Below are 13,615 nucleotides of genomic sequence, written 5' to 3'. Positions count from 1 at the left end.
GCCGGGACGAGGGGACGGACGGCCATGACGGCCGCGCCCCCCGCGACGACCGCCGGTGCGCCGGACGGGGGGCGCGCGGGTCGCCGGGGCGCCGCCCCGCTGCGGCGGCCGGCGGCGCTGATCGCCCGGCATCCGGCGTTCGCCGTGGTCCTGGGGCTGGGTGTGCTGCTGCGGCTGGTGGCGATGCTCGGCTACCGGCCGGTGATGTACTTCAACGACAGCTTCGACTACCTGCACGTGGCGGTCGAGCCCTATCCGCATCCGCTGCGGCCGGCCGGTTACTCGTTCCTGCTGCTGGTGCTCCGCCCGCTGCACAGCTTCACGCTGGTGGCCCTCGTCCAGCACCTGATGGGCCTGGCCATGGGCGTGATGATCTACGCGGTGCTGCGGCGGCGGTTCGGCCTGCCCGGCTGGGGCGCGGCACTGGCGGCGGCCCCGGTGCTGCTGGACGCCTACCAGATCCAGCTGGAGCACCTGGTGCTGTCGGACACGCTGTTTTCGTTCCTGGTGGTCGCCGCGGTCACGCTGCTGCTGTGGCACGGGCGGCCGCCGCTGCGGATCGCCGCGGCGGTGGGGCTGCTGCTGGCGGCGGCCTGGCTGACCCGGACGGTGGGGCTGCCGGTGCTGGCCGGGGTGTGCGTGTTCATGCTGCTGCGGCGGGACGGCTGGCGGCCGCTGGCGGTCATGCTGGCGGCCTGCGCGGTGCCGGCCGTGGCCTATATGAGCTGGTTCGCCTCCGCGCACGGCAAGTTCGCGATGACCGAAAGCGACGGGGTGTTCCTGTTCGCCCGCGCCTACAAGTTCGCCGACTGCCACAAGATCCCCAACCTGACCGTCGATGAGCAGCAGCTGTGCGTGCAGCCCGGCAACAAGCTGCCCAACTCCCAAGACGGCATCTGGGACCGCCGCTCCCCGCTCAAGCGGGTGGTGGACCTGCAGCGTTTCGGGCCCCGGCAGAACGAGATCGCCGGCGGTTTCTCCCGCAAGGCGATCATGGCCCAGCCGGGCGACTACCTGGCGGTGGTGGCCGGGGACTTCTTCCGGGCGTTCCGCTGGGAGCGCACGGTGTTCCCGGACCTGAAGACCTACCGGCTGTATGAGTTCGAAAAGTCGGCGGTGCCGCTGCCGGTGTGGCGGATGGACGCCGACTCCACCGCCGCCGACGTGGCGGTCGCCTATGAGGGGGGCCCGGCGCAGACTCAGGTGGTGGAGCCGTTCGCCGGAATGATCCGCTTCTACCAGGACCACTTCTATCTGCGGGGCACGATGGTGGGGGCGTTGCTGCTGGTCGGGCTGGCGGGCATGGTGCCGCTGTGGCGGCGACTGGGCGGTGCGGTGTTCTTGCCGTGGACGCTGGCGACCGGGTTGCTGCTGGCCCCGGCCGCCACCGCCGAGTTCGACTACCGGTACGTGCTGCCGGCCGTGCCGCTGGCGTCGCTGGCCGCCGCGCTGGCGTTCACCGGGCCGCTGGGGCGGGCCGGTCGGCCGCCCTCCGGCGGTCAGTAGGCGCCCATCCGGCGGAGCCGGGACACCAGCAGCTGGTCTGCGATGTCACGGCGGGCGTGGGCCGAGGCCGTCCTGCTCCAGGGGGCCGCGAACGCCTTGACGCTGTAGCCGTGGCAGCGGGGGCACATGTGGTCGCACCAGGGCGATATGCACGGCTGCCCGTCGTGCCGGTAGGCCACCGCCTCACCGCCGTGCCCGTCGGCGACGTGCCGGGCGTCATACTCTTCGGTCCAGGTCTCCAGGCATCGGGTGCATTGGTAGACCCAGCTTTCGTGGGTGGTCCACGTCTCGTGCGCCATCTTGTGCATCGCTCCCACCTCCCGGTGGTGAGCCGTCGCATCGCCGCCACTTCAATTGTGCCCCGCTCAGGGGCGCATCCGGCAGGGCCCGGTCAGTTCCGGCCGGCCACGACGGCGTCGTAGACGACCCGTTTGGGCAGGCCGTTGCGGCGGGCCACCTCGGCGATGGCGGCCTTGCGGGGGGTGCCGCCGCTTTCCAGCGCCGCGACGGCGGCGGCCAGCTCGGCCGGGTCGTCGGTGCCCTCCGGTTCGGCCGCCCCGCCGACCACCACGGTGATCTCGCCTTTGACGCCGTGGGCGGCCCAGTCGGCCAGCTCGCCCAGCGGCCCGCGCCGGACCTCCTCGTAGGTCTTGGTGAGCTCCCGGCAGACGGCGGCCGGACGGTCGGCGCCGAACGCCTCGGCCATCGCCGCCAAGGTGGCGGCCAGCCGGTGCGGGGCCTCGAAGAACACCATCGTGCGGGTCTCGCCGGCCAGGCGGTGCAGGGCGCGGCTGCGCTCGCCGGGCCGGCGCGGCAAAAAGCCCTCAAAGCAGAACCGGTCGGACGGCAGCCCGGAGACCACCAGCGCAGTGGTGACCGCCGACGGCCCCGGCAGCACGGTCACCGGCACGTCCTCGGCCACGGCGGCGGCGACCAGCCGGTACCCGGGGTCGGACACCCCGGGCATGCCCGCGTCCGTCACCACCAGCACATCGTGGCCGGCCAGCAGCTCGGCGATCAGCTCGCCGGTGCGGGCGCGCTCGTTGTGGTCGTAGTAGGACACCACCTTGGCCCGCAGCTCCACCTGCAACTCGGCGGCCAGGCGCCGCAGCCTGCGGGTGTCCTCGGCGGCGATGATCTCGGCGTCGGCCAGCGCCCGGCGCAGCCTCGCCGAGGCGTCCTCCACCCGCCCGATCGGCGCGGCGGCCAACGTCAGCGTTCCGGTTTCCTGCGACACTCATCGAGCCTATTGGCCCGGCCGTGCTCCGGCGGGCCGCATCTTTCCGGGATCGTTTCTCGGCGATGGACGGCACCGGGGTAGGCAGGGGCCGGGAGCCGGCGCGGTGGTGCCTCCAGCGGCGCATTTCAGGGCCTGGCCGGAAGGCGGGGGTGACATGGATGCGCTTTGGCGTTCCAGGAACGCCATTCCCGGCGCGCCCGCCGGTGTTCCGGGCCGGCACGGGCGCATGGGACGCGCATGCGATCCCCAAGGGGCGCATGGTGCGTATTTCCAATGCCGGGACAGCCGGGGTTTCGGCCACTGCGACCGGCAATGACCACCATCGCCCCGGCTGGCCGGATCAGGCCGGTTGATGATCTCGCGTAGAGCTCAGGGAGGACCCCCATACGATGGCGGGATGGCGATGACGGAGATCAAGCCGGCGACGGACTCGGCGCAACACCGCCGCCCGCCGTCATTGCGGGACTGGCTGGCGCCTCCGGTTCCCGGCGGCGCGCTGTGGGGATGGGCCGGTCCGCTGCTGGTCACGCTGCTGGCCGGGTTCTTGCGGTTCCACCGGCTGTCCACGCCCGACGCCGTGGTCTTCGACGAGACCTACTACGCCAAGGACTCGCTGGCGCTGCTGGAGTTCGGCTGGGAGCACAACTCCGTCAAAGACGCCGACAAACTCCTGATCGAGCAGGACAGCACCGACGGCATCTGGGCGGAAGGGGCGGCCTTCATCGCCCACCCCCCGGCCGGCAAGTGGATGATCGCGATCGGCGAGTGGCTGTTCGGCGCCACCCCGTTCGGCTGGCGGTTCATGCCCGCGCTGATCGGGACGCTGTCGGTGCTGATCCTGTGCCGGGTGGGCCGCCGGATGACCGGTTCGACCCTGCTGGGCTGCGCGGCCGGGCTGCTGCTGGCGGTGGACGGGCTGGCGTTCGTCACCAGCCGCACCGCGCTGCTGGACATCTTCGTGATGTTCTGGATCCTGGCCGCCTTCGCCTGCCTGCTCATCGACCGGGACCTGGCCCGGCGGCGCCTGGCCGACAAGGTCGAGCAAAGCGGCGGCGCCGGGCTGGGGCCGTTCGTCATGCACTGGTGGCGGATCCCGGCCGGCATCTGCCTGGGCATGGCCTGCGCCACCAAATGGACCGGCCTGTACTACGCCGCCGCCTTCGGGATCATGGTGGTGCTGTGGGACGCGGGCGCCCGCAAGGCCGCTCGCGTCCAGCGCCCGCACGCCGGGGCGCTGCTGCTGGAGTCCGTGCCGGCGTTCGTGTCGCTGATCGTGGTGGGCGCGCTGACCTACCTGGCCACCTGGTGGGGGTGGATCTTCCGGCCGGGCGGCTGGGGCCGCGGCGAGGTCGCCGCCAACGTGCTGGCGCGTCCGTTCGAGGCGCTGCCGGACCTGCTCGCCTACCACAAGGCCATCTTGGACTTCCACAGCGGGCTGGAGACCCCGCACACCTACCAGTCGTGGCCGTGGGACTGGCCGATCCTGCGCCGTCCGGTGGCGTTCTACTACACCGAGCCCAAGACCGGCTGCGAGGCCGCCCGCTGCTCCCAGGAGATCTTGGGCATCGGCACGCCGGCGTTCTGGTGGGGGGCGCTGGTGGCGCTCATCGTGCTGGTGGGCGTGTGGCTGCTGCGGCGCGACTGGCGGGCCGGGGCGGTTTTGGCGGGCTTCCTGGCCGGGTGGCTGCCGTGGTTCATCCCGGCCTTCGGCAACCGCACGATGTTCCTGTTCTACGCCACCCCGCTGCTGCCGTTCATGGCGCTGGCCCTGGCGCTGGCGCTGGGCATGCTGATCGGCCCGGCCCGTCAGGAGACCCTGGATCCGGCCGGTGATCCCCTCGCGGCGCCGGGCAGCCGGCGGGTGCTGGGATCGGCGCTCGCGGGCGCCTACCTGCTGGTGGTGCTGGCCAACTTCGCCTACCTCTATCCGCTGCTGGCGGCCGAGACGATCCCGTATGAGGACTGGCACGCCCGGATCTGGTTCAACTCCTGGATTTAAAGGCCGTTCAGCTCTTCTTCCCGGCGCCTGGCCGGAGCGTCCCGGCCGCCGGACGCCGGGGCGGGCGGGACGGGACGCAAAGTGCGGCGGCCCGCCAGGCACACCGCCAGGGCCAGCAGGCCGCCCGCACCGGCTCCGGCGAAGGCGCCGGGGACGCCGGCCAGGTCCTGGCCGAACCCGGCGACCGCCGAGCCGGCGGCCGCGCCCACCCCGATCGCCGCCACGATCCAGGCGAACGCCTCGGTGACCGTGCCGCGCGGGGCCAGCCGGTCGACCAGGGTGAAACTGCAGGCCAGCGTGGGAGCCAGGAAGATGCCGCTGAGGAAGGCCAACGGCAGCATGACCGGCGGCGCCGGGGCCGAAGCGAGCGGCAGATAGCCCACGGCCAGGGCCCCGAGCAGGTAGGGCAGACGCCGGTGGTCCTCCCCCGGCCACGGCCGCGTCCCGTACACCAGGCCGCCGGTCAGCGCACCGGCCGACATCGCCGCCAGCAGCATCCCCGACAGCGCGTCGCGGCCGAACCGTTCGGCGTAGGCGACCACCGCCACGCTGTAGACGCCCAGCGCGATCCCCGCGCAGCCCAGCGCCGTCAGCAGGGTCCGCATGCCCGCCGAACGCAGCGGCCCGGCCCAGTCGGCGGCCCGCGGCTCGCCCCGCCACCGGCGCGAGGGCGGTGAGGAGGCCACGACCAGCGTCCCGGCGACGCCCAGCGCCCCGGTGAGCCACAGCGCCGCCTCGGTGGACAGCGCGGCGGCGGCCACCACGATCAGCGGCCCGGCGGTGAAGAGCACCTCCTGGGAGGCGGCGTCCAGCGCGTAGGCGGCCCGGACGTGGGCGGGCCCGGGCAGCACGGCCGGCCACAGCGCGCGCAGCCCGGCCTCCAGGGGCGGGGTGGCGAACCCGGCCAGCACGACCGCCGCCACCGCCGCGGCCGGCGGATCGGCGCCCACCGCCGCCAGCAGCACGAACCCGGCCGCCGCCGCCCAGGCGCTCCCCAGCAGCACCCACGGCTGGCCGAACCGGTCCATGGCACGGCCGAGGACGGGCTGACCGGCCGCCGTGGCCAGCCCGTAGACCGCCGCCAGCGCCCCGGCCAGCGGGTAGCTGCCGCCCTCGGCGCGCACATGCAGCACGATCGCCAGCGCGCCCATGCCGTTGGGCAGCCGTCCCAGCAGCGTCCCGCCCAGCAGCCGGGCGGCGTGCGGCAGCCGCAGCAGCGCCACGTAGGCACGCACCGTGCAGCCTCCTTGAGTCCGGTCGGTCATACGTATCACCGATGGGGACGGCCGCTCCACTCCGTTTCCGTCCGTCCCGGCGGCCGGCGGGAAAGAACCGACCATGACCCGGCGTCCTTGCGAGGTGGACCCCAGCGCCCACCCCCACAACCGGATCGGCACGCACCCGCCGCGCACCCGGGCCTGGCGGGACGGCCGGGTGGTGGCCGAGGGCTTCCCGGTCGCCGACCTCGCCGGCCGGCTGGCCGACGCCGACACCGTGGTGTGGGTGGACCTGTGCGGGCCCGGCCGGGAAGGGCTGCAGGTGCTCGGGGACGAGCTGGGCCTGCACGGCCTGGCCGTGGAGGACGCCGCCACCCGCCAGGAGCGGACCAAGCTGGACCGCTACGACGGCTACCTGTTCCTCAACGCCTACGCCGCCGGGCTGCGCGCGGGCAGGCTGGAGCTGCACGAGGTCTCGGCGTTCCTGACCGGCCGGGCGCTGATCACCGTCCGGCACGACACCGGGTTCGACGTCGATGCGCTGATCGCCCGCTGGGACGAGGCGGCGCCGCCGGACGGCCACGGGGTGACGTACCTGCTGTACGGGCTGCTGGACCTGCTGGTGGACGGGCATTTGGCGACCGTCATGGCGCTCGATGAGCAGACCGGCGACCTGGAGGAGCTGGTCTTCGACGAGTCCGCCTCGGTGCGCGACATCCAGCAGCGCAGTTTCCTGCTGCGCAAGAACCTGCTGCGGCTGCGCCGGGCGATGCTGCCCATGGAGGGGATCGTCGCCACGTTGATGCGCCGCGACCTGGAGCTGGTCCCACCTCAGCTGCGGCCCTACTTCCACGACGTCTACGACCATGCCGTGCACGCCGCCGAGCGGGCCGACAGCGTCCGGGAGCTGATCGCCGACCTGCTGGAGACCCGGCTGGCCCTGCAGAGCAACCGGCTCAACGAGGTGATGAAGAAGATCACTTCCTGGGCCGCCATCGTCGCGGTGCCCACCGCCGTGACCGGTTTCTACGGCCAGAACGTGCCCTACCCCGGTTACTTGGAGCTTTCCGGTTTCATCACCAGTTCCCTCATCATGATCGCCGTCAGTGTCGTGCTGTACGTCATGTTCAAGTGGCGGGACTGGCTATGAGGGGCGGACGCGGCCCCGCCCGTTCGGCGATGTACCTCCGCGCCGATTCGTCAGGCGAATGTCGGACGACTCGGGTAGAAAATTCACATGCCGCACGTGCCGCCGATCGTCCATTCCCGAACCGCCAACGGCCCCGCCTATCTGCTGGCCTGGATACGGTCCCCGGAGGGGGCGTGGGAGGCCGACATCGCCTGGCTGGAGGTCGAGGGGGAAAGCCGGCAGGGCCGCACCGCCCATGTTCCGGCCGAGGACATCACCAAGATCGACGGTCAGGATTACTCCCGGGTCCCCCGCCGCGCCGGCAAAGGCCGCGGCGGGGAGACCGTTCGGCCGGAAACCGCCGAGGATCAACGGCCCTGAAAAGCGCCCCGGGCAAAGGGCCGGTTGCGTTTTTGCGCGTTCCCAAAAGCCCGCCCCCTATAGGTAGGGCAGGGTGAGGCCGAAGAAGCGATCCAGTTGCCAGGCCAGCGACGCCAGGCAGCCGGTGGTCAGGCCGGCGCCGGTGAGGCTGAGGGGGCCGGTGATGGTGTTCCTGCCCGGTGCGGCCTCCAGCAGCGCCTGCACGCGTTCGACGACGCCGGACTCGGTGAAGGCGGGCATGCCGGGCGGGGCGGCGTCCGCCGCCGAGCGGGCCAGGGCGACGCGGGCGATGGTGCGGGCGACCAGGGCGCGGTCGCCGACGGCCTCGGCGGCGTCCTCATCGGCCCAGCGTTCCAGGGCGAAGCGCAGCCGGGAGTTCAAGCGCCGCAGCGGCGGCAGGATGGTCGCGGCCAGCTCCCCCAGGGCGAGGTAGCGGTGGTGATGGTGGCGCAGGTGGGAGGCCTCGTGCTGGAAGACCGCCGCCAGCTGGGCCCGGTCGAGGATGCGCAGCAGCCCCCGGGAGACCAGCACGCCGCCGCGGCGCCGGCCGGGAACCGCCAGCGCCAGCGGGGCGTCGCAGTCCAGCACCTGCCGGCAGGACCGCTGGGCCTGGCGGATCTGCCGGCTCCAGCCGACCGCCAGCCGGACGATGAGGAAGGCGACCAGGCAGGTCAAGACGACGGCGGGGACGCCGATGGCGTCCGGCACCGGCCGGTCGTCGCCGAACAGCGCCCACTCGGGCACCCGTTCGGCGGCGCGGGGGAAGATGCCGGCGGCGTAGTTGACGGTGATGAACACCAGGGTGCCGACGGCGGTGACGGTGGCGGCGGCCGCGATGGTGGCCAGCGTGCGCGCCGCCCAGTGCGGATGCAGCGGCAGCGGTGCCGCGCCGAACGCGACGCCCACCGCCAGCACCAAGGCCATGGGCAGGAGAGTCAGCCAGCTCACCGCACGTCTCCGGCCTCGGATCGGTTCGCCATCTCGCGCAAAGCCTCCCCCTCGTCCCATCTCCTCCGCAGGATGAGGAGATCCCCCGCCGTCAGGCGTGGGGAGGAAGTCAGGACCTCTGCCACAGGCCGCCGTGCACGGCCCCCATCATAGGACCGGCCCCGGGGCCCGGCCGGTTCCCAAGCGCGCCGTATCCGCCCTGTTCAACCGGTGGGTGTGACGGGCGGGGAGCGGCCGGTGGCGGGGCCGGGCCGCGGTTTCAGACGTCCAGGGCGCCTGCCGCTTTCGAAAGAGCGCTTCCGGACGCGCAGAAGCCTCGCTCCGTCGCCTCCCCGGTGAAGGTGACACGATCGGCAAGACCGTTAGGCTGATCAGTGAACCCTTTTCAACACCCGTCCTTCGCAAGCCGAGGAGGGGCTCCGGCGAGGCCCATCGCAGCCAGCGGCACCGTCCTGGACGGCGGTGCCCCGTCCCGGCCCACGGGGGACGGCATGTTGCGAAGGGTTCAGTGGATGGCGTTCACCATGTGAGCTCGTGAGGCCGGGAATCGTGGCGCGTAGACCCCTGGGACAGCTGGAGGCCGAGGTCTTGGCCGCGCTGGCGGCCCTGAAGCGTCCCGCCGGGGCCGCGGAGCTGCGGGCCCGGCTGGCCGGGCAGCCCGCCCACACCACGGTCAACACCATCTTGTCCCGGCTGCACGACAAGAAGCTCGTCACCCGGATCCGTGACGGGCGCCGCTATCTGTACCGGCTGGCGGTGGACGAGTCCCGCCTGGTGGCCGGCCGCATGTACGACCATCTGCGGTACGCCAACGATCCGCGCAGCGTGCTGAGCCAGTTCGTGCAGACCCTCAGCCCCGACGAGGAGCAGGCGCTGCGCCAGATCCTCGATTCCTTGGACCGGGACTCCTCGTAACGGCGGATCGGGACGTGTGCCTCCCGGCCGATCTGCTACAAGAGTCGTAGCAAATATCGCCCTTAAGTCCCGTTCCGATGTCGATTACCTGCGGGCGGCCCGAGGACCGGCGGATGCGGTGATCGGTGCACCGGCGGGCTGAAGGGACGAGCGCCGACCATGCCGGTGTTCGGTGGGGCCTTTCGGACACCGGCCGCATCGCCTCGAGCGGCCAGCGAGCGGGGGGAACCGACCAGATGCCGATCGCCAAACGCCACGGCGGCGTGCGCGGCGTGGTGGAGTCTCAGATCACCCAGCGGGTGATCATCGCGGTGATCCTCATCAACGCCGCGGCCCTGGGCCTGGAGACCGTCCCGCAGGTGGCGGCGCACCACGGCCCGCTGCTGCAGGCCATCGACCGGATCGCGCTGGCGATCTTCGTGATCGAGCTGGCGGCCAAGGCCTGCGCCTACCGCACCGGTTTCGTCCGCGACCCGTGGAACCTGTTCGACGCCGCGATCGTGGGGATCTCCCTGGTGCCGCACTCGGCCGGCCTGTCGGTGCTGCGGGCGCTGCGCATCCTGCGGGCGCTGCGGCTGATCTCGACGGTGCCGAGCATGCGCCGCGTGGTGTCGGCGCTGCTGTCGGCGATCCCCGGCATGGCCTCCATAGCCGCCCTGCTCATGCTGGTGCTGTACGTCGCCGCGGTCATGGCCGCCAAGCTCTACGGCGCCACCAACCCCGAGTACTTCGGCGACCTGGGCTCCTCCCTGTTCACGCTGTTCCAGGTCATGACCGGGGAGTCGTGGTCGAACGTGGCCCGCGCCGTGATGGACCACCACCCCTGGGCGTGGCTCTTCTTCGTCGGTTTCATCCTGGTGTGCACGTTCGTCGTGCTGAACCTGTTCATAGCGGTGGTCGTCCGGGCCATGGAGGAGGGCGAGGCCGCCGCCTCCCAACGGGCGGCCCACCCGGACAAGGCCTCCCAGGCGGACATCGCCCTGCTGCTCGCCGAGATCTCCGCATTGCGCGCGGAGATCCAGGCCCTGCGCAAAACCCACGGCATCCCAGAAGAGGACCGCTCGGGGCAGTCGGTCTCATAGCTAATCCAGGATCGTGGTGGAAGCCGAGTGCTGGGTGGCGATGGGGGTTCCCGCCAAGTGCATCATTTCGCCGCCGACGATGCGGAATCCATGCGGGCCGCTGGGGCGCCACAGTTCGATGATGGCGCAGTTGGGGATGTCGCAGACCCCGTGGAAGTGGTGGAAGGCGCGCATGTCCGCCTCGCCGGGGTCGGTGACGCCGGTGAACAGCGACCAGACCACGGCCTTCATGAACAGGCCGTGCGTGAACACCGCGATCAGTCCGTCCTCGGGGCGGCCGGCGAGCCGGTCGAGGAAGGAGCGGACGCGGGTGATGAGCGCTTTGAAGGATTCACCTCCGCCGTTGACATAAGAAGGGTCGCAGCGCTTCCAATACGCTTCGGCGAAAGGCCGGCGTTGCTCCGTCGTGGTCTGCAGGGCATGGAACTGGCCCAGGTATGTGAATTCCTCGACGGGCCACTCCTCATAGGGCGCGTGCGGAAACCGCTCGATGGTCGCCTCGGCGGTCTGCCGTGCCCGGACGAACGATGAGCTGACCACCAGGGCGGGCGGTGCGCTGAAAGCCTCGGCCACCCGTGCCGCCTGCCGCCGTCCGAGCTCTGTGAGGGGGGAGGCGCCCGGCCCGTTCGTCGGCAGCCCGGCGTTCGATTCGCTTTGCCCATGCCGGATCAGCCACACCCGTCGCACCTTGGTCATGGCCACAGGCTGGCATGCGGGCACGGCCCGCCGAAAGGCCGGGCCGGCTCAGCCGGCGGGCCGGAAGGCCGGCGGCAGCCACAGCCAGCCGCGGGCCCGGGTCCGCTTGTGCCGCAGTTCCAGCGGCCGGTAGGCGTCCGGGTTGAACAGGCCGCCCCGGGCGCGGGTGTCGGCATAGAGCGGATCGGACACGATCATGCCCATGTCGGCGTCGCAGGCGTCCAGCGCCCGTTTGAACGCCGCCGCCTCCAGCATCCGGAACAGGTGGATGAGGTCGTGCCCCAGCAGGCCCCGGCCGTCGTGGCGGACCCGGCCGGTGTGCACGGCCACCCGCAGCCGCAGCCGGCCGGCCCGGCTGGCGAGCCGGTTGGACCGCCGCAGCAGGGCGGTCATGTGGTGGGCGAACGGGTCGAGCAGGTAGGCGGGGTCCACCTGGGCGGGCGCGACGATGACCGCGCCGTCGCCGCGGTCTTCCAGGTAGCACTCCTGCCAGGGCACCTGGGTCAGGGCGAAGGACTCGGCCAGGTGCTCATACAGCGTGCGCCGCAGGTGGGCTTGGGCGTCGCCGTCGCGCATGGGGTCGCCGAAGGCGGCGATGTCGACGGCCATGAGCGGAACGGCCACGGCCAGGGGCGAGGTGATCCAGGTGACGGGTTCCGCCGGGGCGGCCGTCCAGGCGGGCGCAGGGTCCGGCGGGCGCACGGTCTGCAGAACGGGCGGCTGGTCGTGCCGGGAGATGCTCATGGGCGGGCAACCTCTTCGAAGACGGGGTCGGACCAAAAGTCGATCAGCTCGCGTTCGTGCCACTGCCGCGGCGGCACGTCGGTTCGAAGGGCGCGGCCGGTGGTCAGGGCCCACAGCACCGCCAGGGTGTAGGCGATGAGGTCGTCATCGCTTCGGGGATGCCACGGCCAGGGGTCGTCGGGCATCGTCTCCCCGCCCGGGGAATCGGCCGAGGGGCTCGGCGGGTGGCATGGCGCAGATCCCGGCGACGGCCGGGTCAACGTCGTCATGGGGTGACTATGGCCCCCGCGGCCGGCCGCCGGGCCGGTTTTCGCCGGACCCGGATCCCTTGGGCGTGCCGCGGCCGCCGGCGGACGGTCCCGGATGCCGGCGGATGCGTCCGGATGGCATCGGAGGGGGCCGGCCGCGGCGTCCATCGGAGCTTTTTCAGCGGGCCGTTCTGCTCCCCGACCGATTCCGTGTGTGTGATATCTGGCAGAACGGCCGCGGCGGCGGTGGGAGCATGTGCCCACCGCATCGTGTGGACACCTACCGGAGAGCGATCGGGCTGGCCATGCCGGACGACCTTCGCGCCCTTGCCGCGCTGCACGACTTCATCGCCGACCTGCGCACCGCGTTCGAGCTGGCCGGGCCGCCCACGTATGAGCGGCTGGAGACGCTGTCGCGCCGCTACCAGAACGCCGATCGCGACGGCGGGCCCCGCATTCTGCCGCTGGCGCACTCGACCACCCACGACTATCTGAGCGGCAAGCGGCACAGGCTGCCGCCCTGGCCGTGGGTGATGTCGTTCGTGCTGGTGCTGCGGGACGCGGCGGTGGAGAACGCCCTCGATCCGGAGGCCATCGGAACGCCGGCCCAGTGGCACACCAAATACCGGGCCGTCCGCGCGGCCCTCGCCCAGAGCAGACCGCCCCGGCCGCCGCTGTCCGCCCCCGTCCCGGCGGACTGGCGGGCCGAGCCGGCGGATCCCCACGCGGGCGACCCGGATCCGGGACGACACACCTTGCAAGAAAGCCGGCCGGGCCCCAAGGTCCCCGCCTCTCCCACCGGTGAGGTCGATCGTCCGTCCACCGGAACGCTCCCCCGAGCCTCCGGCCCCGATGAGTCCTCCGGTGCGGGGAGCGAGCCGCCGCCCGAGCCGACGATCATGCGGCGTCGCTACGCGGAGGCCTTCGGGCGCACCGGCATGCGGCTGCTGCGCCAGGCCGAAGGCGATGAGGGCGAACGACAGGGGATTCCCGCCTACCGCCTGGCCGCGCTGCTGGCCTGCGCGGACCGTCCCGCCGAAGCGCTGTACTGGCTGCGCCGCGCCGCCCGTGCCGGCCACGGCCGGGCCGCCGAGCTGGCCGCCGCCTGGGATCCCGCCGCCGCGCCGGCCTTTCCCTACTGGCAGGGCGCCGAGATCGCCTACCAGATCGGCCTGGAGTACGACCGGGAGGGCCTGCCCTTTTCGGCGGCGGTGTTCTACCGGGGCGCCGCGGGTCTCGGGCATGCCGACGCGGCCTACCGGTATGGCCTGCACTGTCTGCGCATCGGCAGGCTTCGCGACGCCGCGGCCTGGCTGGACCGCGCCGACCGCAACGGCCATCCCCAAGCCGGGCAGCAGCTGCTCCTGCATGCCCTCGGCGGGTCATCGGACGGGTCGCCGAGCGGGGTCTGCGAGCACCTGCCCTCGACGGCACCGCAGTAGCCGCACCGCCCCGGGGGTCTTCTCCTTCAAAAAAGCGCCGTCCGTTCGGCGGGGCCCGGCGCAAGAGC

Annotated in this window: 14 protein-coding genes; 7 read left to right on the top strand and 7 right to left on the bottom strand. The window is 72.4% G+C overall.

All coding sequences use genetic code 11. From position 1 onward, the window contains the following. Positions 1 to 24 precede the first annotated feature (24 nt). Positions 25 to 1,506 (top strand): hypothetical protein, encoded by a 1,482-nt coding sequence (locus tag BUE48_RS04820; RefSeq protein WP_286989057.1) that lies wholly within the window; start codon positions 25 to 27, stop codon positions 1,504 to 1,506. Here BUE48_RS04820 and BUE48_RS04815 read toward each other — a convergent pair. Next, on the bottom strand, positions 1,500 to 1,814 hold the full coding sequence (locus BUE48_RS04815) for a hypothetical protein (RefSeq protein WP_012851344.1): 315 nt from the start codon (positions 1,812 to 1,814) through the stop codon (positions 1,500 to 1,502). The two genes, BUE48_RS04820 and BUE48_RS04815, sit on opposite strands and share 7 nt — an antisense overlap. An 83-nt stretch (positions 1,815 to 1,897) precedes the next feature. Beyond that, positions 1,898 to 2,743 (bottom strand): 16S rRNA (cytidine(1402)-2'-O)-methyltransferase, encoded by an 846-nt coding sequence (gene rsmI, locus BUE48_RS04810; RefSeq protein WP_012851343.1) that lies wholly within the window; start codon positions 2,741 to 2,743, stop codon positions 1,898 to 1,900. A 400-nt stretch (positions 2,744 to 3,143) separates the two neighbouring features. On the opposite strand from rsmI, the gene BUE48_RS04805 reads away from it, so the two are divergent. Continuing rightward, complete coding sequence (locus BUE48_RS04805; protein WP_041439324.1) at positions 3,144 to 4,745, top strand: dolichyl-phosphate-mannose--protein mannosyltransferase; 1,602 nt, start codon at positions 3,144 to 3,146, stop codon at positions 4,743 to 4,745. On the opposite strand, the gene BUE48_RS04800 is transcribed toward BUE48_RS04805, so the two are convergent. After that, positions 4,742 to 5,980: an MFS transporter gene (locus BUE48_RS04800; RefSeq protein WP_012851341.1), complete on the bottom strand. Its 1,239-nt coding sequence runs from the start codon at positions 5,978 to 5,980 to the stop codon at positions 4,742 to 4,744. The two genes, BUE48_RS04805 and BUE48_RS04800, sit on opposite strands and share 4 nt — an antisense overlap. 103 nt (positions 5,981 to 6,083) lie before the next feature. On the opposite strand from BUE48_RS04800, the gene BUE48_RS04795 reads away from it, so the two are divergent. Beyond that, the gene (locus tag BUE48_RS04795; protein WP_012851340.1) at positions 6,084 to 7,112 is read left to right on the top strand and encodes a magnesium transporter CorA family protein; all 1,029 of its coding nucleotides are present in this window, start codon (positions 6,084 to 6,086) and stop codon (positions 7,110 to 7,112) included. A gap of 87 nt (positions 7,113 to 7,199) precedes the next feature. Next, positions 7,200 to 7,472: a hypothetical protein gene (locus BUE48_RS04790; RefSeq protein ID WP_012851339.1), complete on the top strand. Its 273-nt coding sequence runs from the start codon at positions 7,200 to 7,202 to the stop codon at positions 7,470 to 7,472. A 57-nt stretch (positions 7,473 to 7,529) separates the two neighbouring features. Here BUE48_RS04790 and BUE48_RS04785 read toward each other — a convergent pair whose 3' ends face one another. Then, positions 7,530 to 8,420, bottom strand: a complete 891-nt coding sequence (locus BUE48_RS04785; protein ID WP_012851338.1) for a M48 family metalloprotease — start codon at positions 8,418 to 8,420, stop codon at positions 7,530 to 7,532. A 549-nt stretch (positions 8,421 to 8,969) separates the two neighbouring features. Between BUE48_RS04785 and BUE48_RS04780 the strand changes: the two genes are divergently transcribed. Then, positions 8,970 to 9,335, top strand: coding sequence for a BlaI/MecI/CopY family transcriptional regulator (locus tag BUE48_RS04780; RefSeq protein WP_012851337.1), 366 nt, complete (start codon positions 8,970 to 8,972; stop codon positions 9,333 to 9,335). 236 nt (positions 9,336 to 9,571) lie between these two features. Beyond that, positions 9,572 to 10,417 carry an ion transporter gene (locus tag BUE48_RS04775; RefSeq protein ID WP_286989054.1) on the top strand — a complete coding sequence of 282 codons (846 nt, stop codon included), beginning with the start codon at positions 9,572 to 9,574 and terminating at the stop codon, positions 10,415 to 10,417. Here the strand turns inward: BUE48_RS04775 and BUE48_RS04770 are convergent, their stop codons facing one another. Genes BUE48_RS04770 through BUE48_RS04760 form a run of 3 tightly spaced genes read right to left on the bottom strand, consistent with a single transcriptional unit; the run spans position 10,418 to position 12,042 of the window. Further along, on the bottom strand, positions 10,418 to 11,113 hold the full coding sequence (locus tag BUE48_RS04770; protein ID WP_012851335.1) for a histidine phosphatase family protein: 696 nt from the start codon (positions 11,111 to 11,113) through the stop codon (positions 10,418 to 10,420). A gap of 48 nt (positions 11,114 to 11,161) precedes the next feature. Beyond that, positions 11,162 to 11,857, bottom strand: coding sequence for a hypothetical protein (locus tag BUE48_RS04765; protein WP_286989051.1), 696 nt, complete (start codon positions 11,855 to 11,857; stop codon positions 11,162 to 11,164). Then, positions 11,854 to 12,042, bottom strand: coding sequence for a hypothetical protein (locus BUE48_RS04760; RefSeq protein WP_012851333.1), 189 nt, complete (start codon positions 12,040 to 12,042; stop codon positions 11,854 to 11,856). Before BUE48_RS04760 ends, BUE48_RS04765 begins: the two co-directional genes overlap by 4 nt. 335 nt (positions 12,043 to 12,377) lie before the next feature. Here BUE48_RS04760 and BUE48_RS04755 point away from each other — a divergent pair, with 335 nt between their 5' ends. Continuing rightward, complete coding sequence (locus tag BUE48_RS04755) at positions 12,378 to 13,547, top strand: hypothetical protein (protein ID WP_286989050.1); 1,170 nt, start codon at positions 12,378 to 12,380, stop codon at positions 13,545 to 13,547. The last annotated feature ends 68 nt before the right edge of the window (positions 13,548 to 13,615 follow it).

Source organism: Thermomonospora sp. CIF 1 (genome assembly GCF_001896795.1).
Classification (GTDB): Bacteria; Actinomycetota; Actinomycetes; order Streptosporangiales; family Streptosporangiaceae; genus Thermomonospora; species Thermomonospora curvata.
The sequence above is the reverse complement of the archived record's forward strand: the minus strand, read 5'-3'. Positions and strand labels throughout refer to the sequence as shown.

What these genes read in the sequence shown, in the direction of transcription:
- BUE48_RS04820 (WP_286989057.1), top strand. Translation starts at nt 25, where the DNA reads ATGACGGCCGCGCCCCCCGCGACGACCGCCGGTGCGCCGGACGGGGGG.
- BUE48_RS04815 (WP_012851344.1), bottom strand. Translation starts at nt 1,814, where the DNA reads ATGCACAAGATGGCGCACGAGACGTGGACCACCCACGAAAGCTGGGTC.
- BUE48_RS04805 (WP_041439324.1), top strand. Translation starts at nt 3,144, where the DNA reads ATGGCGATGACGGAGATCAAGCCGGCGACGGACTCGGCGCAACACCGC.
- BUE48_RS04795 (WP_012851340.1), top strand. Translation starts at nt 6,084, where the DNA reads ATGACCCGGCGTCCTTGCGAGGTGGACCCCAGCGCCCACCCCCACAAC.
- BUE48_RS04790 (WP_012851339.1), top strand. Translation starts at nt 7,200, where the DNA reads ATGCCGCACGTGCCGCCGATCGTCCATTCCCGAACCGCCAACGGCCCC.
- BUE48_RS04775 (WP_286989054.1), top strand. Translation starts at nt 9,572, where the DNA reads ATGCCGATCGCCAAACGCCACGGCGGCGTGCGCGGCGTGGTGGAGTCT.
- BUE48_RS04770 (WP_012851335.1), bottom strand. Translation starts at nt 11,113, where the DNA reads ATGACCAAGGTGCGACGGGTGTGGCTGATCCGGCATGGGCAAAGCGAA.
- BUE48_RS04765 (WP_286989051.1), bottom strand. Translation starts at nt 11,857, where the DNA reads ATGAGCATCTCCCGGCACGACCAGCCGCCCGTTCTGCAGACCGTGCGC.
- BUE48_RS04760 (WP_012851333.1), bottom strand. Translation starts at nt 12,042, where the DNA reads ATGCCCGACGACCCCTGGCCGTGGCATCCCCGAAGCGATGACGACCTC.